Below are 18235 nucleotides of genomic sequence, written 5' to 3'. Positions count from 1 at the left end.
AAGCCGGTCGGTCGGCGATAGCGGGGATGCAGCATGCACAAGGCTTTACGGGCGCTTTTCGCGACGACGGCACTGATCGGCGGTAGCGCGGCGTTCGCTCAAGCCGTGACTGCTCCAGCCGACACCAGCGGCGGCCTCGACGACATCGTCGTCACCGCCAGCAAGACCGGCGCGAGCAAGCTGCAGGACACGCCGCTCGCCGTCACTGCATTCAGCGCCGACACGCTGGAGCGCACCGGCATCAAGGATGTCCGCGACCTGGCCTCGCTGACCCCCAACCTTCAGGTCACCCAGAACAGCTCGTTCTCGCAGGTCTATATCCGCGGCATCGGCTCGAACAATGTCTTCGGCGGCTCGGACCCGTCCTCGACGATCCATCTCGACGGCATCTATCTTGCTCGTCCGGCCAGCTATCTGTCCAACTTCCTCGATGTCGAGCGTATCGAGGTGCTTCGTGGCCCGCAGGGAACGCTGTACGGCCGCAACTCGGTCGGCGGCACGATCAACGTCATCAGCCGCAAGCCGGCGAACGAGCTGACCGGCAAGGCGCAGCTTACCTACGGCAATTACGATTTTATGCGCGCCGAAGGCTATGTCAGCGGGCCGATCATCGCGGACAAGGTCGCGGCTTCGCTGTCGATCATTCGCAGCAAGCGCGACGGCTATCTCAAGAACGTTGCTCCGGGCGTCGGCGATGCCGACAGCGAGAACAGCTTCGGTACGCGCGGCCAGCTTCGCTTCACGCCATCGGCGCCGCTCGAGATCATCCTGCGCGGCGATTTCGTCCGCTCCAACGATTCCGTCGGCAGCTATATCAAGCTGTTGCAGACCACCGCCGACCCGCTGTCGAACTCGGTGCTCGGCGATTATCACAAGATCGCTGTCAACATCCGCCCGTTTGCCACTCGCCGCCAATGGGGCAGCGCTGCAGAACTCAACTATGACTTGAGCGAAACACTGCAGTTCAAGTCGTTGACCGGTTACCGCGAAAGCCGCCTGAGGCAGGTCGGCGACACCGACGGTACCGCGATCAACACCCGTCGCACCGACCAGTTCGAAGACCAGCACCAGTTGTCGCAGGAGTTCAACCTGACCGGCCACACCGGCGGCCTGACGTACATCGGCGGCATCTATTACTTCAAGGAACACATCGACGTTTCCTCGACGGTGACGACCTTCCCGACCGTCGCGGCCAATTTCTCGCCGACGATCAATACCGAGGCGCTGGCCGCTTTTGGCCAGGCGACCTATGCCTTCACCGATACGCTGTCGGTTACCGGCGGCATCCGCTACACCCGCGAACATAAGAAGTTCGACCAGTTCGCGCTGAGCCGCTCGCTGATAACCGGCCTACCCCTGGCAACCTATCCGCGCAGCTATTCGACCGGGAACGTCTACAAGGCCTGGACCCCCAAGTTCATGGTCGAATACAAGCCGGTGCAGGGCATCCTGCTGTATGCTTCGGCAACCAAGGGCTTCAAGTCGGGTGGCTTCAACCTGACCAGCGTCAATCCGGCGCAAGGCTTCGCGCCTGAATCGCTGTGGAGCTATGAGGGCGGCGCCAAGCTCGGCCTGCTCGACAACAAGCTGCGCATCAACACGGCAGTGTTCCACTACGACTACAAGAACCTGCAGGTGCAGTCGTTCCTGACGCCGGGTGTCATCGACATCACCAACGCCTCTGACGCCAAGGTCGACGGCGTCGAGATCGAGTCCGAGGCGCAGGCCACGCCGTGGCTCAAGGTCGGTGCCAACCTCGCCTACCTCGACGCCAAGTATAAGAATTACACTTCGGCGCTCGGGCCGGGCAACGTACCCTTCAACGCGTCGGGTAACCGCCTCAACCTGTCGCCGAAATGGGCCTATACCTTCTACGCTCAGGCCGACACGGCGATCGGCAACGGCTCGGGCTTCCTGCGCGGCGAGTTCAGTCACCGCACCCGCCAATATTTCACGGCGTCCAATGCCGGGTTCGACCAGCAGCCCGGCTTCGGCCTGATCAACGGCAGCGCCGGCTATACCTTCCCCGGAGAGCGCTTCGAGATCCTCGCCTATGCGCGCAACATCACCGGCAAGCAGTACATCACCAGCACCGCGACCTTCGGCGCGGGCGTTGCGGGCCGCGTCGGCGAACCCCGGACCTACGGACTGCGCGCCGTCTTCAAATACTGATCCTGATCTGCGCGGGAGCAAGCTTATGCCGAACATCACCCTCCACGGCGATTGCGACCCGCGGTTCGCGGCGCTGGCCAAAGCTTTCGTCGAGAACTTCGCCAGCCGCGACGAGCGCGGTGCCGCGGTTTGCGTCTACCAGGACGGCGTAAAGCTCGTCGACCTGTGGGGCGGCTGGGCCGACGAGGCGCAGACGCGGCCGTGGCGCGAGGGTACCGTCGTCTGCATGATGTCGGTCGGCAAGGGCATGGCGGCGCTGTGCGTCTGGATGCTGGTCGAACGCGGCCTGATCGACATCGACGCCCCGGTCGCCGACTATTGGCCGGAGTTCGCCGGCGGCGGCAAGGGTGACATCAGCGTGCGGACGCTGATCACCGGCAAGGCCGGGCTGCTCTACGCCGATGCCGCTCCGGACGGCGCCGGCTACGACTGGGCGGCGATGACCCGCGCCTATGAGCTGCAAGTCCCCGAGTGGGTGCCGGGGACGAAGCACGGCTATCATTCCGCCAGCGCCGGATACCTGCTGGGGGAACTGGTGCGGCGCGTCGACGGCCGCCCGATCGACCGCTTCCTGCGCGAGGAAGTCGCCGTCCCGCTGGGTGCGGACTATGGCTATGGCACCGGCTGGCTCGAACAGGACCGGGTCGCGGACATCATCCCCAATCCCGACAGCCACACGTTCATCCAGACCCGCGATCATTCGACTAAGCTCGGCCGGGCCTGGCGGATGCGGCCGGCATCGCCCGATCACTATAACGACAAGCGGCTGCGCGCCGCGCTGATGCCGTCGACCAATGGACATGGCAACGCGCGCGCGGTGGCGCATATCTATGCCGCGCTGGCCTGTGGCGGCACGCTGGACGGCGTCACCCTGTTGTCGCCCGACACCATCGACCGGCTGCGCGAGGAGTCGTGGTTCGGGCCTTGCGAGATGACCGATCGCATCTTCCGCTACGCCCAGGGCTTTTTCCTCAACGAGCCGCTGATGTCGCCAATGGGGACCAATCCGCGTGCCTTCGGCCATCCCGGCGCCGGGGGCGCCCTCGGCTTTGCCGATCCCGAAGCGCGGCTGGCATTCTCCTACAGCCCGACGGTGATGTGCGCCGGAGGCGGCATCGGCGAGCGGTGCGCCAAGCTGGTCGAGGCGACCTACGCCGGGATGGCGGCATGACCGGGCCCGCCGACGCCGACGGCTTCATCGTCACCGGTCTGGGTGTTGTCCATCCCTGGCTGTGCGACGCGATGGGGCATTTGACGACGCGGCACTACACCGGCTTCTTCGACGACGCCTCATACCATCTGTTCGCGACACTGGGCTATGACGAGGCGGTCGGGCGCAGCGAGGGTTGGGGCTGGGCGGATGTCGTCACCACCACCAACTATCATGCCGAAGTCGTCGCCGGGGCGCTGATCGTCCTGAAGAGCCGTATCGCCGCCATCGGCAAATCTTCGATGACCGCCGAGCACCTGCTGTGCGATCGCACCACCGGCGTGCTGTCGGCGCGGATGGAAGCACGAACGGTCTGCTTCGATCTCGTCGCACGGCGCTCCCGGCCGGTGCCCGACGCGATCCGAGCCACGGTGCTCGGCATGATCGCGACACGGACGACAGCGGAGGCCAAGGGCTGATGCCGCAGATCGCGACTGGCAGCGCGGTGCTGCGCGGCCTGACCGGCCTGCACCTGTGGCATGCCGGCAACTCCAATTGCTCGCAGCGCGTCCGGCTGGTGCTGGCGGAGAAGCAACTGTCGTGGACCGGCCATATCGTCGACCTCTACCGCTTCGAACACGCGACCCCGGCCTATCGCGCCGTCCATCCCAAGGGACTGGTGCCGGCGTTGATCCACAACGGGCGGACGATCATCGAGTCCAACGACATCATCGCCTATCTCGACACGGTATTCCCGACACCCAGCCTGCGCCCGACCTCTACCGATGCGGAGGCACTGCTGGCTCTTGCGGCAGCGAGCCAGCTCAGCCTGCGGACGCTGTCACACGAATTCATGTTCAAGCAGACGCGGCGCTATGATGCCAAGCAGTTGGAGAGCTTCACCGCCGGCCACGGCGACAGCGAGTTCGCGCGTTTCTTGACGAAGTTTTCGCTGCACGGCTTCACCGAGGCGGAATTGCTGGCCTGCTTCGACACGATTGCCGCGGGGTTGACCCAGCTCGAGACGCGACTTGAGCAGGCCGACTGGCTGGGCGGCGAGACGATGTCACTGGTCGATATCTGCTGGTTGCCCAACCTTCACCGGCTCGAACTGCTCGCCTTTCCGCTCGATGGCCGGCCGGCCTTGCGGCGGTGGCTCGCGGCGATGCAGGCGCGTCCAAGCTACCGGGTCGCACTCGCCGATTACGAGAACGAGCTACCGCCCGTCACTGCAGCCGAGTGCCAACGCCGCGATGACTTCTTCACTGCAGCGCTGCTCCGGCAATCTGCCTGATTCCTGGGGATATCAAGATGTTGAACGATAAGGTCGCCCTGGTAACCGGCGGCAGCTCCGGCATCGGACAGGCGATCGCCATGCGCTACGCCGCCGCCGGCGCCAAGGTCGCCGTCGTCGCCAGCGCCGATGTCGCCAAGGCACAGGTCACCGTCGACATGATCCGCGCTGCTGGCGGCATTGCCGAGGCCTTCGCTGCCGACGTTCGCGACCGCGAGGCAGTCAGCGACCTGATCGGCAATGTCATCACGCTGCTCGGACCGGTCGACATCCTGGTCACCGCCGCCGGCATCTTCCTGCCGACCCCGATCGGCGAAGCGGATATCGACGTCTTCGACCTGATGGTCGACACCAACCTCAAGGCGGCGTTCCTGTGCATCAACGCTGTCGTACCGGGCATGAAGCAGCGCGGCGGCGGTCGGATCATCTGCCTGTCGTCGGTCGCGGCAACGCTCGGTGTCGGCGGCTTCAGCGCCTATTGCGCGACCAAGGCGGCGGTGAGCCAGATGGTCCGTGCGCTGGCGATCGAGCTGGCACCTTATGAAATCAACATCAACGCGATCGCGCCGGGCAATACCGAGACGCCGATGAACGACGCGATGCGGACCGATCCGGCCCAGGCCAAGATGCTGCGCGGCCTGCAGGCGGCGACGCCGAGCGTGCGCACCTTCTCGACGCCCCAGGACATCGCCGAACTGGCGTTCTTCCTCGCCTCGCCGAGCGCGCGCGCCATGCACGGCTCGACGGTGCTGATCGACGAAGGCCTGTCGGCCGGGATGTGAGCGGCGTGATTTCTAATAACGAGGAGGGCGAATTGCCCAGAGCTGCCTTCGATATACTCCGCGGCGCGTCGGTGCTGGTCTCGGCCGGCGGCGGCGGTGCGGGCCGGGTCATCGCCGAGGCGTTCGCCAACGCCGGGGCGCGGGTCTCGGTCTGCGACGTCGATGGCGCCGCCCTCGCGTCGCTCGCCGCGGCGCGCCCGACGATCGCGACGATGCAGATGGACGCTGCCGACGAAGGCTCGATCGACGCGTTCTTCACGGACGCGGAGCAGCGCAACGGCGGCGTCGACGTGGTCGTCAACAATGTCGGCATCGCCGGGCCGACCGCTGCGGTCGAGGATATCAGTCTCGACGACTGGGAGCGCACGCTCCGCGCCAATCTCACCAGCCACTTCCTGTTCGCGCGCCGCGCCGTGCCGGGCATGAAGGCGCGCGGCAGCGGGCTGATCGTCAACATCTCCTCCGGCAGCGCGAAGACCGGCCTGCCGCTGCGGCTGCCTTATGTCGTGTCGAAGGGCGCGCTGCTCAGCATGACGATGAACCTGGCGCGTGAGCTCGGGCCACACGGCATCAGGGTCAACGCCATCCTGCCCGGCGCCATTCGCGGCGAGCGCATCCAGCGCATCATCAACGAAAAGGCCGAGGCGCTCGGCGTTGCCGCGGCGGATTATGAGCGGTCGATGCTGCGCTACATCTCGCTGCGGACGATGGTCGAGCCGGAGGATATCGCCGCGATGGCGGTGTTCCTCGCCTCCTCGGCCGGCGCGCGCATCAGCGGCCAGATGATCGGCGTCGACGGCAACGCCGAATACGAAGAATAGGCAGATATCCGATGCGCTTCGCAGTCGATACCGGCGGCACCTTCACCGACCTCATCATCGAGGACGACGATGGTCGATGCCACATGTTCAAGGCGTCGACGGTGCCCTCCGACCCGGTCCAGGGGGTGCTCGATGCCCTTCAGGTCGGGGCCGACGGCATGGGCCTGGAGCGTCGCGCATTGCTGGCGCGGGGCTCGTTGTTCATCCACGGCACGACGCATGCGCTGAACGCGATCATCACCGGGCGGACCGCCAGGACCGCGCTGCTGACGACGCTCGGTCATCCGGATACACTGGTCCTGCGCGAGGGCGGACGGGCCGAGCCGTTCAACTTCACCGTGCCGTTCCCCGAGCCGTTCATTCCGCGCGCGCTGACCTTCGAACTGGCCGGGCGGATCGTCTCCGACGGCTCGGAGCTGGTGCCGCTCGACGAGGCCGGGATCATCGCGACGATCGCTCGCCTGAAAGTGCTGGAAGTCGAGGCGGTGGCGGTCTGCCTGCTCTGGTCGGTGGTCAACGAGGCGCATGAGGAGCGCGTCGGCGAACTCCTCGAGCAACATCTGCCCGGCGTCCCCTACACCCTGTCGCACCGCCTCAACCCGACCCTGCGCGAGTTTCGCCGGGCCTCCTCCGCCGCCGTCGACGCGTCGCTGAAGCCGCTGATGGGAAGGTACATGCGCACCCTGCAGCAGCGCCTGACCGACGAAGGCTTTGGCGGGCGGGTATTGGTCATCACCTCCAACGCCGGGGTGATCGACGCTGCCGACGCCGCGCAGGCACCGATCCATATCGTCAACTCGGGTCCATCGATGGCTCCCGTCGCCGGGCGCTGGTTCGCCGATGCCGACGAGGGCATATCGAACGCCATCGTCGCCGATACCGGCGGCACCACCTACGACGTCAGCCTGGTCCGGCGCGGGGTCATCCCGACGACCCGCGAGACCTGGATCGGCGCACCGTATCGCGGCATCATGCTGGGCTTCCCCTGGGTCGACGTGAAGAGCGTCGGCGCGGGCGGAGGATCGATTGCCTGGGTCGACAGTGGCGGGCTGCTCCATGTCGGGCCGCAGAGCGCCGGCGCGGTGCCGGGGCCGGTCGCCTATGGCCGTGGCGGCACGCTGCCGACCGTTACCGACGCCTCGATCGTGCTCGGCCACCTCGATCCGGACTTTTTCCTCGGTGGCGCGATGAAACTCGACCATGCCGGCGCTGTCGAGGCGATCCGCAAGCATGTCGCCGAACCGCTCGGCATCGACGTCGCTGCTGCCGCCGACGCCGTGCTCGCGGTGGCGACCGAGAACATGGTGCAGGCGATCGTCGACATCACCGTCAACCAGGGTGCCGATCCGCGCGACGCGGTACTGGTCGGCGGCGGTGGGGCAGCTGGGCTCAATTCGGTCCGCATCGCCCGGCGCCTCGGTTGTCCGACCCTGATCGTACCCAGCGTCAGCGCCGCATTGTCCGCCGCCGGCGCGCTGATGTCCGATCTCAAGGCCGAATTCCACGCCGCGCGTTTCGCCACCACTGCCCGCTTCGACTATTCGACCGTCAACGCCGCGCTCGCCAGGCTCAAGGCACAGTGCGAGGCCTTTGCCGCGACGTCCGGATCGACCCGGCCCGCGACGATCAGCTTCAAGGCCGAGGCGCGCTACGACACCCAGGTCTGGGAGATCGAGACCCCGGTTCGCAGTGGCGAGTTCGCCGGTGAGGCCGATCTTGCCGACTTCATTGCCGACTTCCATCTGTCGCACGAGGGCCTATTCGCCTTCTCCGACCACGCCTCGGCGATCGAGGTCGTCGGCTGGTCGGCGACCGTCAGCTGCCCCCTGCGCGACGAGCCCGGCCTGCAACTGTCCAGCGTCTCCAGCCCGGTCGGCGACCGCAGCCGCCGTGCCTATTTCGCGGCGACCGGCTGGGTCGAAGCTCCCGTCCGCCGCTTCGACGCGATGCAGCCCGGCGAGAGCATCGCTGGACCGGCGCTACTCGAAAACCCGTTCACGACCGTCGTCATCGAACCGGGCGCCATCGCTACCCGGCGCGCCAGCGGCGGCATCTCCATAGCGATCGGAAAAGCCGCATGACTGCGACCCGCACGATGGACGGCGTCAAGCTGGCGATCCTCAACAATCGCTTCGAGGGTATCACCCGCAAGATGGCGAACACGCTGTTGCGCACCGGACGCTCGGGCGTGCTCAACATCGCGCGCGATTTCTCGTGCTGCATCGTCACCGCCGGCTGCGAACTGCTCAGCACCAACGACGGCCTGCCGATCCACGTCCTGTCGGGTCCCGACATCATGGCGCGGTGGATGAAGGAATTTCACCCCGTGCTGAAGCGCGGCGACGCCTTCCTCAACAATTCGCCCTACCACGGCTGTAGCCATGCGGCGGATCACACCATCCTGGTTCCGGTCGTCGACGACGACGGCGTTCACCGCTTCACCGTCGTCGTGAAGGCCCACCAGGCCGACATCGGCAACTCGATTCCAACGACCTATCACGGCTCGGCCAAGGACGTTTACGAGGAGGGCGCACTGATCTTCCCGGCGGTCCGCGTCCAGACCGACTTCGAGACCAACCAGGACTTCGTCCGCATGTGCCAGATGCGCATCCGCGTGCCGGACCAGTGGTGGGGCGACTTCCTGGCGATGATCGGCGCGGCGCGGATCGGCGAGCGCGAGATCATGGATCTGGCTGCCGAACAAGGCTGGGACGAACTGGCGCGCTTCGAGCGTGACTGGCTGGACTATTCGGAACGTCGGATGATCGACGCGATCGCTGCGATCCCGGGCGGCAGCGCAGTTCGTCGCAGCCGCCACGACCCGTTCCCCGGGACGCCCGCTGCCGGCATCGACGTCTCGGTCAGGGTGCAGGTCGATGCCGCAGCCGCGTTGATCACCGTCGACCTGCAGGACAATCCCGACTGCCTGCCGTGCGGGCTCAACCTGTCGGAAGCCTGCTCGCGGACCTCGGCAATGATCGGGGTGTTCAACTCGATCGAGCATTCCGTCCCCAAGAATGCCGGCAGCTTCCGCCGGATCGACGTGCTGCTCCGCGAGAACTGCATCGTCGGAATTCCGCGGCACCCGACCAGCACCTCCGTTTCGACCACCAATGTCGCCGATCGCGTCGCCAATGCCGTGCAGTGCGCATTCGCTGATATCGACGCCGGGATCGGCTTGGCGGAATGCGGCGCGGTGATCCCGCCGGCCGTCGGCGTCATCTCGGGCATCCACCCGCGCACCGGCGAGGCCTTCGTCAACCAGCTGTTCCTCGGCATGACCGGGGGCGCCGGCGCACCGCACGCCGATGCCTGGATCACCATCGGCCATGTCGGCAATGCCGGGCTGTGCTTTCTCGACTCCGTGGAACTCGACGAACTGCGCCAGCCGATCCACGTCTACGAGCGCCGCCTGTTGCCGGACACCGAAGGCGCCGGCCAGTTCAAGGGCGCCCCGTCGATCAGTGTCGTCTTCGGCCCGGTCGGCTGCGATATCTCGGTCGGCTATGTCAGCGACGGTGCCGTCAACCCGGCCAAGGGCGCGCGCGGTGGCTCCGGCGGCGGACGCGCCGATCAATACCGGCTTCGGGCCGACGGCAGCCGCGAGGCACTCGATCCCTGCGCGCAGGTGACCCTGCTCGACGGCGAGAAGATCGTCTCGCTATCGAGTGGCGGCGGCGGCTATGGCCCGGCCGTTGCCCGCGCTGTGGCGCAGGTGGGCCACGATGTCCGTGAAGGCTGGATATCGCGCGAGCGCGCCCGCGACATCTACCGCGTCGAGATCGATGCCGCCGGCAACATCGACGAGGCCGTCACGGCCCGATTGCGCCGCCAGGAACCCGCAATTCCCGGCGTCTGATCGCGGTACGCGAGGCGCCCTAGTTGCGCCCCTTCATCATCGTCTCGAACTCGGCGCGCGACATCTTGAGTGCCGTGGGGTGTTCATCCACCCACTTGACGAAGGCGGCGTTGATCGCCGGCGTCCAGCGCTGGTCGATCTCACCTGGGGTGAAACGCTGCTCGCGGAGCATCTGGTGGCCAAAGGCATCCCGAAGCGCGATGAATTCGGCGCCCTGCACGACCTTCTCGGCCATGATCGCCGGGATGAAGACCACGCCTTCGCGCTTCGCCAGGATGAGATCGCCCGGCAGCACGGTCGCCCGGCCGATACGGATCGGCCCGTTGATCTGGAACATTTCCATTTCCTGAATGTAGGAGGGGTCATAGCCGCGGGTGAAGGCATTGAACCCGGCGATCTCCGCCAACCCGGCAACATCGCGGACGCCGGCGTCGAACACGACCCCGGTCTTCGACTTTGCATAGATCGAGTTGCCGAGGTTATCGCCGATCAGCGTGCCGTCGACGATCTTGCCATAGCCGTCCCCGACATAGACATCACCGACCTGCAACATGTCGATCGGCCAGCTATTGTGTCCGCCGGACCGCTTTTCCTTCAATCCCTGTGCGCTGATTGCCTTGTTCATGTCGGGGCGCATCGGCAGGTATTGCACGGTGAGCGCCCGGCCGACGAAGGGTCGGTCGTTGTGGATCATCGTGAACCCGCCCTCGAACTGGTTCTTGTACCCGGCCTGCCGCAGGACACCCCAGGCCTCCTCAGTGTTAACGTCCAGCAAGCGCTTCAGGATCGCGTCCGATACACGAGGCCGACCGTCGGGAAAGCGCTCGCCGGTCCACTCCGCAGTGTAGAACAGGATCTGCTCCTTCGTCGCCTGGATTTGGGCAATCGCTGGAACCGCAGTGGCAAACGCCGCGGCACAGGTGGCGATCGCGAACAGCTTGAGTTTCATTGCAGCTCTCCATCTCGTCTTGGGCAGCCAAATAAAGGCTGCCGTCTCAAAGATCGGTTCGGGTCAGAACTTGGCCCGCAGCCCCAGGCTGATCACGCGGCCAAGCGGGCTGGCACCGAAGGAGTCATACCCCGAGCTGCCGTTGTAAAACGGGGGATCGCGGTCGAGCAGGTTCTCGACATCGACATAGACTTCACTGTTTCCAAGCAGCCCGGTCTTGGAGAAGTTGTACGAAACATGCGCATCGACCGTGGTGTTCGAGCGCACCGGATCGCCTCCCGCCCCGGTCGGCGCCCCGCTTGCGACAAGAACCGGGCTGACTGTCGAGCCCGACCAGTTGCGGTAGCCGCTGACATGATTCACGAAGACGCTCGCCGTGACGCTCTTGAACTCCCAGTTGAGATAGGCGCGGCCCTGGGTCTTGATCGACGGAAACGTGGTGTTGAAGCCGGTGGTGCCGAGCACGCTGAAGGTTCGGCCGCCCGAGAAGTTCTGATCGTATTTCAGGAAATGGGTGACCGATACGCCCGGGGTGATGTCTCCAAAGCCGGTTTCAAAGCGGTAGCTGGCGGTGATGTCCAGGCCCTGGATCGACAGGTTCAAGGTGTTCCGCTGGCGGAAGTCATAGATGTAATAGATCCGCGTCGGCAGCGCGGTGGTGATCGGGACGTTGCCGATCGCCGCCGCGACGGTCGGGTCGGACGGTGACAGCCCCGCCGGGTAGAAGACCAGCAGGTTGTTGATCGACGCCGAATTGATGATCGCCGACAGCGGGGGCGAGGTGATGCCGCCCTTGAGCTTGTTGTTGAACAGGGTCGTCGAGAGACGCAGTCCCGAAAGGAAGTCGCGGGGTGCGAAGTCGAAGCCGACCGACCAGGTCGTGCCGCGCTGCGGGCTGAGGCCGGGATTGCCGGTCTGGATGCGGATGCCGGGGGTCGTGCCGCTGATCTGGCAGAAGCCGTTGGCGCATGGGATGCCGGCAATGCCCGCGACGTCGGGATAGGCGGCGACCGGCACCTGTTGCGTGTCGGTCAACTGGACGACCGCGGATTCGTTGTAGAGGCCGTTGGCATTCGGATCGCCGAGTGACCGGAGCGAGGGCGCCACGAACGACCGGGACCAGTTGCCGCGTACCTTGAGGCCCTCGAAGATCTCCCAATTGGCGGCGATCTTGGGGTTCGTGGTGCTGCCGAAGTCGTTGTAGTGATCGTAGCGACCCGACACGCTGACGTCGAATTGGTGTACCAGCGGGATGTTCATGTCCGCCGAGATCAGCGGGATCAGCAGCTCGCCAAAGCCCGATTTTACCGAGCGCTTGGTCGGGAAAAAGAAGGACTGATTGGCGAGGCTCGACGGTCCGGTGCCGTTCGGCCGGTCGACCGAAGTGTTGAGCGTGTAGCTGAGTACCTCGCCGCCGACGGCAATCCGGACCTTGCCGGCCGGCAGCTCGAACAACGACCCGTCGATGCCGATGCGGCCCTGCTTGATGACGTTCTTGCCACGCTGCGACGACCTCGCGTCTTTCAGTCGGGCGATTACCGCCGCCGATGTGCGGTTCCCGCTGACGTCGTTCCAGACGTCAAGGGCGTTTGCCGCAGTCAGGCTTTGCTGCACGACATCGGTGCGACCCGGGTTCGACTGGTTGGCGACACCGGTCGCGTTGGTGGTGCCGTTCAGGGCAAGCAGCGCGCAGGCGCTGCAAAGCGTGCCCTTGGTCAGCGCCAGCGTCTCGTCCTGGCCGATCATACCAAGCGCCGTGACGTGAAAATTCTCTCCGAGGCGATATTCGGCGTTGGCTGTCGCGAACCAGGTCTGCGCCGAGTTCTGGCTGGTCGCCCCGGGGCCGAGCAACTGGTCGGCGTTCCAGCGGATCGTCTGCGTCGCGCCGGTCTGCCCGGGCGGGTTGAGGTAGAATGGATTTGCCTGGATTATGGCGCCGGTCGGGTCGCCGGCCAGATTGGCCGCATCGGTCTGGAACACCCTGGCGGTGATGCCGCCACGGCCGACCGCCTGCAGGTTCTTGCGCTTGGAATAGTTGAAGTCGGCGATGAGCGTCAGCCGGTCGCCGACTTCCTGCTGGATCTTGACGTAGCCGGTGTGTCGCGTCTCGCGCCCCAGACGATCGGAGAACACGGTCGTGTCGCACGGCGAGTTGGCGCCGGAGTTCGCCACGGTCGACGTCGCGGTCGGCGACAGGAAGACAGGCGCCGAGCCGGCGGTGCCCATCTGGATTGTTGCCGGCGAGCAGTTGAAGCTCTGGAAATTCGTGCCGCCTTCATCCAGGTGGTTCGGCTGGAGAAACGACCTTGCGGCATAGTCGTTGGCGAGCGGCCCCGCCTGCGAGAAGCCGTACGCCGCCATGACCGAGCCGGTGTCCCAACGGTGCCCATAGAGCAGTCCGCCGGTGTAGGTGCGATAGCCCGCGTCGGCGAAACCGATCTGCGCGTTCGCCTGGAAGCCCTCGTAATTCTTGCGCGTGATGAAATTCACCACCCCGGCGACGGCATCCGAGCCATAGGTCGAGGACGCGCCCTCGGCGAGCACCTCGACGCGCTCGATGGCGATCGTCGGCAGCATCGATGGATCGGCGAGGGCGTGGTTGGTCCCGCCGAGCGGCAACCGGTGCCCGTCGATCAAGGTCAGCGTCGAATTCGACGCGGATGAGCCGAGGCTGTGAATCGTAGGAGCGTAATAGGAATTGCCCGCGGTCTGGCCGACACCCGCACCACCGAGCCCGGTGATGGACGGTACGGTCTTGAGGATCTGCTGCACGTTGACCGAGCCGGTCTGCTCGATCGCCTGGCGGCCCACGGAAACGAGATTGGCCCCGACCGGCGCGACGCCGCGGATGCTCGTGCCGGTCACGACGATATCATCGGCCTGGGTGGCATCTTGCGCCGCGGGCACTGTCGGACCGGCGCCGGGCAGGTCGGTCTGAGGCGGCGCAGGCGTCACCTGGCCGATCGCGGGACTAGAAACGATCATTCCAGCAATGAGCACCAGGGCCGATCCATCAAGGATCGCCCAGTTCGAATGCCTCGACATCTATGTCTCCCCAAAGAATGCAGAATTGATCCCGGGTGTGTCGGGAACAGCTCCTCGTCCTGTCCGGCCTCTAGTCGGGCCGAATCATTGCAATACCTGATAGGATAAAATATCTGATTCGAGGAAGTAAAAATTTCTACCTGAACAGATCGTGCGCAACATAAGGATGCTGCAGGGAATGTTAGCGCAACCATCTGAATGCTTGACGTGTTGAATAGCTTCGTAGGTCGATTGCTGACCCTCAGCGAACGCAAGCGTTTTCGCCTACAAGTGGCGTGAGTGGAGCTCTTGCTGACGGTGTGTCCGAGACGAACGTCTAGCTCGGAGGAGGCCGCTGTGCCGACTTCAAGATCGAATAGTACCTCGTCAATGGAGAGACCTGCATGAAGCCGAACATCGTCCTGCTGCTTGCTGTACTATCCAGCCAGCTGGCCTATGCCGCGACGAACGCTGGGCCGGAACTTGTCGTCGTCGGCGTGCACGGACCGGCTACCAGCCTGGTACCGACCGGCCGCGGCGACCGCGCAGCGCCGAACGATGCGATCATGATCCTCGATGCGTCCCGGCTGCCAGTGACGGTCGTCAGGCAGGTCGCCGGGCTCGACCACTCGATCCTGGGCCCCCCACAGTCGGTGGCGATCACGCCCGACGGAGCGCTCGCATTCGTAAGCTCGCCGACCAGCTATAATTTCGCGACTAAGAAGGAGCTGCCCGGGACGATCCTGCAGATCGTCAGGTTGGCGGACGGCAGCGTGACGTCGCTCGATCTCGGGTCCAACCCGAACGGGCTAGCGATCAGTCCCGACGGCACGCTCCTGCTTGCCGCATGCACCGACGGCACGGTCAAGGTCCTGGCGATCCGCGATGGCGTCAGGCTGGTCGAGACGATCGCCCTGACCGCCAGCCGGCTTTCCGGAGTGGCCATCTCGCCGGACGGTCGATTTGCCTTGGTCGCGCATCGGGACGAGGGCGGACTCAGCGTACTCGATATTACCGGTGGCAAGGTGACCCTTGGCGCGGACCGGATCACCACCGGCGTCGGACCGCTTGCGATCGCCATGTCGGGCGACGGCCGGTACGCGGCGGTCGGAAACATGGGCATGACGACGCTCCTGGGTGTCCGGGGCAGGCTCGCCGGCGATGCCGACAGCGTGACCTTGATCGACCTTTCCCGGCGGCCGTTTCGCGCGGTTCAGCATATTACCGTCCCATCGGCACCCGAGGGCGTCGCTTTGTCGGCCGACGGGCGCTTCCTCGCCGTTCAGACACTGGGCGGCTCGCACCTGCCCGCTACCAATCCGGGGCACAGGGACATCGGGCAGATATCTCTGTTCCGGGTCGCCGGCGGCACGGCGACACTGGTCAACTCGGTCGCCGGCGGGGGGATCGCTCAGGGGCTGGTCTTCTCCAGGGACGGACGCCGGCTGCTGGTCGACTTCAACATCGAGAAAGCGGTCGCCGTGTTCGAGGTCAGTGGCGGCCGATTGCGTGACACCGGGCAACGGATACAGGCGCCGGGAGGCGCCGTGTCGATCGCCACAACGCCCCGCTAAAGGCAATCGGTCGGCGCCATGGCCGTTGGCGAAGTATCGCGCCTGCACCAGTAGCCTGCCGCGGTTCCTCTTGGGAGCCTCCCAGGGCATCGTTCTTGTCCGCGCAGCCGGGACTGCGCGTGCCGGGCGACGTGCCGCCCGGCACGCGCGCCGCTAGCTGCGGATGAAGGCGAGGATGTCGGCGTTGATGACGTCGGCATGGGTGGTCGCCATGCCGTGCGGAAAGCCGGGATAGGTTTTCAGCGTTCCGTGCTTGAGCAGCTTGATCGCCAGCCGCGATGTCGTCTCCACCGGCGCGATCTGGTCGTCCTCGCCGTGCATCAGCAGCACCGGCTGCTCGATCGACTTCAGGTCCGCGGTGAAGTCGGTATCGGTGAAGGCGCCGATGCAGTCGTATTGCGCCTTGATGTCGCCCGCCATCGCCTGCCGGAACCAGTTGTCGCTGATGCCCTTCGACACGACGGCACCGGGACGATTGAAGCCGTAGAACGGCCCGGTCGCAAAATCCTGATAGAATTGCGCGCGGTTGGCGATGACGCCGGCGCGGATGCCGGCGATCGCCTCGGGCGGGACGCCGTTCGGATTGCCCGGCGTCTTGCCGAGGATGGGCGGGATCGCGCCGATCGTCACGGCCTTGGCGACGCGGCCGTTGCCACCATAGCGTGCGACATAGCGGATGACTTCGCCGCCGCCGGTCGAATGGCCGATATGGACGGCGTTGCGCAGGCCGAGATGCGTGGTGACCGCGGCGACGTCGGCGGCATAGGTGTCCATGTCGTTGCCCTTGGCCGATGGGCTGGAGCGGCCATGACCGCGACGGTCGTGCGCGATGACGCGAAAGCCGTTGTCGGCGAAGAACATCATCTGGTTGTCCCAGTCGTCGCCGCTGAGCGGCCAGCCGTGATGGAAGACGATCGGCTGGCCGGCGCCCCACTCCTTGTAGAAGATCTGGGTGCCATCCTTGACGGTGATCGTGCTCATGGTCTTGTCTCCTGGGGTGCGGTGGACGGCAGCGAATCCGGGCGACGCGATGGCCAGTCCGGTGACGAGCGCGGCACCGACGAGGACGTCTCGTCGCGAGCCGCCGATCGTGGCCGATGGGTCCGAAGATGATGGCGCTGACATTATGCGGCTCCGCGATGACTTCCGGCGCGCTCGCCGCATATGTGTGATAGCGTACCGAAGGCGTAACGGTGACGGGCCGAAACGACAAAGTGCGAGGCGGAACCGACAAATGGTGCAAGCTGCCGACCCGATCGAGATCGGCATCGTCCTGCGCCCCAGGATGATGCTCGGGATCGTCTACGGGCTTACCGACCTGTTTCGGATCACCGACGACCTCAGCCGTATCCGCCTCGGCTCCGACGATCCGGTCATCCGCGTCACGCATTTCGCCGACACCGGCGCGGGCGGCATCGTGCGGACCTTCGATACGCTTCCCGATGTCGACCTGTCGGACGGCGCAGGGCCGGCGATCATCATCATCCCGCCCTGCCAGACCGCCGCCCTCGGTATCGAGGGCGATCGGAAATGGGCCGACTGGCTGACGGCGCGGCATTCGGAAGGTGTCGTGCTCGGATCGATTTGCGGTGGCACCTTCCTGCTCGCCCAGACCGGCCTGCTCGATGGCCGTCGCGCGACCACGCACCTGCTCTGCGCTCCCGAGCTTGCGACGATGTTTCCGGCGGTCAAGGTCGATATCGATGCGTTGCTGACCGAGGAGGACGACCTCATCACCGTCGGCGGCGTCATGGCCTGGACCGACCTCGGCCTCGTCATCGTCAGGCGGTTGCTCGGTGCTGCGGCGATGATGGAGACGGCGCGCTTCATGATGATCGACCCGCCCGGTCGCGAGCAGCGGTTCTACAAGACCTTCATGCCGGAGATGAACCACGGCGACGGCGCGATCCTGAAGGCCCAGGAACAGCTACATGCGCGCAGGCCCAGCGGCGGCACTGTCGCCGACATGGCCGAATGGTCCGGCCTCGAAATGCGCACCTTCATGCGACGCTTCCAGACGGCAACGGGATTGCCACCGAACAAATATCACCAGCGGCTTCGCATCGAACGGGCGCGTGAGCTGCTCGAGACCACGACCGAGACGATCGCCAAAGTCGCCTCGGACGTCGGCTACGGCGATCTGGCATCGTTCCGGCAGCTGTTCACCAAGCTGACCGGACTAAGTCCCAGCGATTACCGGAAGCGATTTTCGCACGACGTCCAGCCGACCCACCGCATCCTGCAGACTAGCGCCGCCTAGTTGAGCTGTTCCTGCCAGTCGGGCGGGACCATGCCGTCCGGCCCGGGCACCGGCTGCGACACCGGATGGCTGGTCGGCGGCGCGAGCGCGGGGCCACGGACGACGGCGTTCAGTTCGTAGTTCCAGAACCAGCCCTCGCCGGGTTCGAAGGACTGGACGATCGCATGGCCGGTCGTGGCGAAATGCCCGGATGCATGCTGCCCGACGGAGGAGTCGCAGCAGCCGACATGCCCGCAGGCGGCGCAGCGGCGCAGATGGAACCACCAGCCGCCATGCTCGAGGCATTCCACGCAACCGGTGCCTGACGGCGGTGCCGCTGGGTCGATGTCTTTGGTCTTGCTCATCTTGTC

The 18235-nt window shown here is 65.6% G+C and carries 14 protein-coding genes; 10 read left to right on the top strand and 4 right to left on the bottom strand.

Translation table 11 applies throughout. The annotated features are described in order from the left end of the window. Positions 1-33: 33 nt before the first annotated feature. Genes ACOFKW_RS00405 through ACOFKW_RS00370 form a run of 8 tightly spaced genes read left to right on the top strand, consistent with a single transcriptional unit; the run spans position 34 to position 10078 of the window. A complete protein-coding gene (locus ACOFKW_RS00405; protein WP_419815377.1) occupies positions 34-2172 on the top strand; it encodes a TonB-dependent receptor in 2139 nt (712 codons plus the stop codon). A 25-nt stretch (positions 2173-2197) separates the two neighbouring features. Further along, positions 2198-3343 (top strand): serine hydrolase domain-containing protein, encoded by a 1146-nt coding sequence (locus tag ACOFKW_RS00400; protein WP_419815376.1) that lies wholly within the window; start codon positions 2198-2200, stop codon positions 3341-3343. Beyond that, positions 3340-3801 carry an acyl-CoA thioesterase gene (locus ACOFKW_RS00395; RefSeq protein WP_419815375.1) on the top strand — a complete coding sequence of 154 codons (462 nt, stop codon included), beginning with the start codon at positions 3340-3342 and terminating at the stop codon, positions 3799-3801. The genes ACOFKW_RS00400 and ACOFKW_RS00395 overlap by 4 nt, the downstream gene beginning before the upstream one ends. Continuing rightward, positions 3801-4616: a glutathione S-transferase family protein gene (locus ACOFKW_RS00390; protein ID WP_419815374.1), complete on the top strand. Its 816-nt coding sequence runs from the start codon at positions 3801-3803 to the stop codon at positions 4614-4616. Before ACOFKW_RS00395 ends, ACOFKW_RS00390 begins: the two co-directional genes overlap by 1 nt. Positions 4617-4633: 17 nt before the next feature. Beyond that, the gene (locus tag ACOFKW_RS00385; RefSeq protein WP_419815373.1) at positions 4634-5398 is read left to right on the top strand and encodes an SDR family NAD(P)-dependent oxidoreductase; all 765 of its coding nucleotides are present in this window, start codon (positions 4634-4636) and stop codon (positions 5396-5398) included. Positions 5399-5430: 32 nt separating this feature from the next. After that, the gene (locus ACOFKW_RS00380) at positions 5431-6219 is read left to right on the top strand and encodes an SDR family oxidoreductase (RefSeq protein ID WP_419815372.1); all 789 of its coding nucleotides are present in this window, start codon (positions 5431-5433) and stop codon (positions 6217-6219) included. 11 nt (positions 6220-6230) lie between these two features. Beyond that, positions 6231-8300, top strand: a complete 2070-nt coding sequence (locus ACOFKW_RS00375; protein WP_419815371.1) for a hydantoinase/oxoprolinase family protein — start codon at positions 6231-6233, stop codon at positions 8298-8300. Then, the gene (locus ACOFKW_RS00370; protein ID WP_419815370.1) at positions 8297-10078 is read left to right on the top strand and encodes a hydantoinase B/oxoprolinase family protein; all 1782 of its coding nucleotides are present in this window, start codon (positions 8297-8299) and stop codon (positions 10076-10078) included. Before ACOFKW_RS00375 ends, ACOFKW_RS00370 begins: the two co-directional genes overlap by 4 nt. Before the next feature lie 19 nt (positions 10079-10097). Here the strand turns inward: ACOFKW_RS00370 and ACOFKW_RS00365 are convergent, their stop codons facing one another. Both ACOFKW_RS00365 and ACOFKW_RS00360 read right to left on the bottom strand, forming a co-directional pair. After that, positions 10098-11027 carry an RraA family protein gene (locus ACOFKW_RS00365; protein ID WP_419815369.1) on the bottom strand — a complete coding sequence of 310 codons (930 nt, stop codon included), beginning with the start codon at positions 11025-11027 and terminating at the stop codon, positions 10098-10100. A gap of 63 nt (positions 11028-11090) precedes the next feature. Next, a complete protein-coding gene (locus ACOFKW_RS00360; RefSeq protein WP_419815368.1) occupies positions 11091-14072 on the bottom strand; it encodes a TonB-dependent receptor domain-containing protein in 2982 nt (993 codons plus the stop codon). Positions 14073-14455: 383 nt separating this feature from the next. On the opposite strand from ACOFKW_RS00360, the gene ACOFKW_RS00355 reads away from it, so the two are divergent. After that, a complete protein-coding gene (locus tag ACOFKW_RS00355; protein ID WP_419815367.1) occupies positions 14456-15625 on the top strand; it encodes a WD40 repeat domain-containing protein in 1170 nt (389 codons plus the stop codon). Between the two features lie 153 nt (positions 15626-15778). Here ACOFKW_RS00355 and ACOFKW_RS00350 read toward each other — a convergent pair whose 3' ends face one another. After that, positions 15779-16606, bottom strand: coding sequence for an alpha/beta fold hydrolase (locus ACOFKW_RS00350; RefSeq protein WP_419816988.1), 828 nt, complete (start codon positions 16604-16606; stop codon positions 15779-15781). 253 nt (positions 16607-16859) lie between these two features. On the opposite strand from ACOFKW_RS00350, the gene ACOFKW_RS00345 reads away from it, so the two are divergent. Beyond that, entirely contained in the window at positions 16860-17885 is a 1026-nt protein-coding gene (locus tag ACOFKW_RS00345; protein WP_419815366.1) for a GlxA family transcriptional regulator, read from the top strand. Here ACOFKW_RS00345 and ACOFKW_RS00340 read toward each other — a convergent pair. Beyond that, a complete protein-coding gene (locus ACOFKW_RS00340) occupies positions 17882-18229 on the bottom strand; it encodes a UBP-type zinc finger domain-containing protein (protein ID WP_419815365.1) in 348 nt (115 codons plus the stop codon). The genes ACOFKW_RS00345 and ACOFKW_RS00340 overlap by 4 nt on opposite strands. Between the last annotated feature and the right edge of the window lie 6 nt (positions 18230-18235).

The sequence above is a fragment of the Glacieibacterium sp. genome, assembly GCF_965200405.1.
In the GTDB taxonomy this organism is placed as follows: domain Bacteria; phylum Pseudomonadota; class Alphaproteobacteria; order Sphingomonadales; family Sphingomonadaceae; genus Glacieibacterium.
The sequence above is the reverse complement of the archived record's forward strand: the minus strand, read 5'-3'. Positions and strand labels throughout refer to the sequence as shown.

Coding starts and splice junctions, on each gene's coding strand:
- ACOFKW_RS00405 (WP_419815377.1), top strand. CDS start 34: ATGCACAAGGCTTTACGGGCGCTTTTCGCGACGACGGCACTGATCGGC.
- ACOFKW_RS00400 (WP_419815376.1), top strand. CDS start 2,198: ATGCCGAACATCACCCTCCACGGCGATTGCGACCCGCGGTTCGCGGCG.
- ACOFKW_RS00395 (WP_419815375.1), top strand. CDS start 3,340: ATGACCGGGCCCGCCGACGCCGACGGCTTCATCGTCACCGGTCTGGGT.
- ACOFKW_RS00390 (WP_419815374.1), top strand. CDS start 3,801: ATGCCGCAGATCGCGACTGGCAGCGCGGTGCTGCGCGGCCTGACCGGC.
- ACOFKW_RS00385 (WP_419815373.1), top strand. CDS start 4,634: ATGTTGAACGATAAGGTCGCCCTGGTAACCGGCGGCAGCTCCGGCATC.
- ACOFKW_RS00375 (WP_419815371.1), top strand. CDS start 6,231: ATGCGCTTCGCAGTCGATACCGGCGGCACCTTCACCGACCTCATCATC.
- ACOFKW_RS00370 (WP_419815370.1), top strand. CDS start 8,297: ATGACTGCGACCCGCACGATGGACGGCGTCAAGCTGGCGATCCTCAAC.
- ACOFKW_RS00365 (WP_419815369.1), bottom strand. CDS start 11,027: ATGAAACTCAAGCTGTTCGCGATCGCCACCTGTGCCGCGGCGTTTGCC.
- ACOFKW_RS00360 (WP_419815368.1), bottom strand. CDS start 14,072: ATGTCGAGGCATTCGAACTGGGCGATCCTTGATGGATCGGCCCTGGTG.
- ACOFKW_RS00355 (WP_419815367.1), top strand. CDS start 14,456: ATGAAGCCGAACATCGTCCTGCTGCTTGCTGTACTATCCAGCCAGCTG.
- ACOFKW_RS00350 (WP_419816988.1), bottom strand. CDS start 16,606: ATGAGCACGATCACCGTCAAGGATGGCACCCAGATCTTCTACAAGGAG.
- ACOFKW_RS00345 (WP_419815366.1), top strand. CDS start 16,860: ATGGTGCAAGCTGCCGACCCGATCGAGATCGGCATCGTCCTGCGCCCC.
- ACOFKW_RS00340 (WP_419815365.1), bottom strand. CDS start 18,229: ATGAGCAAGACCAAAGACATCGACCCAGCGGCACCGCCGTCAGGCACC.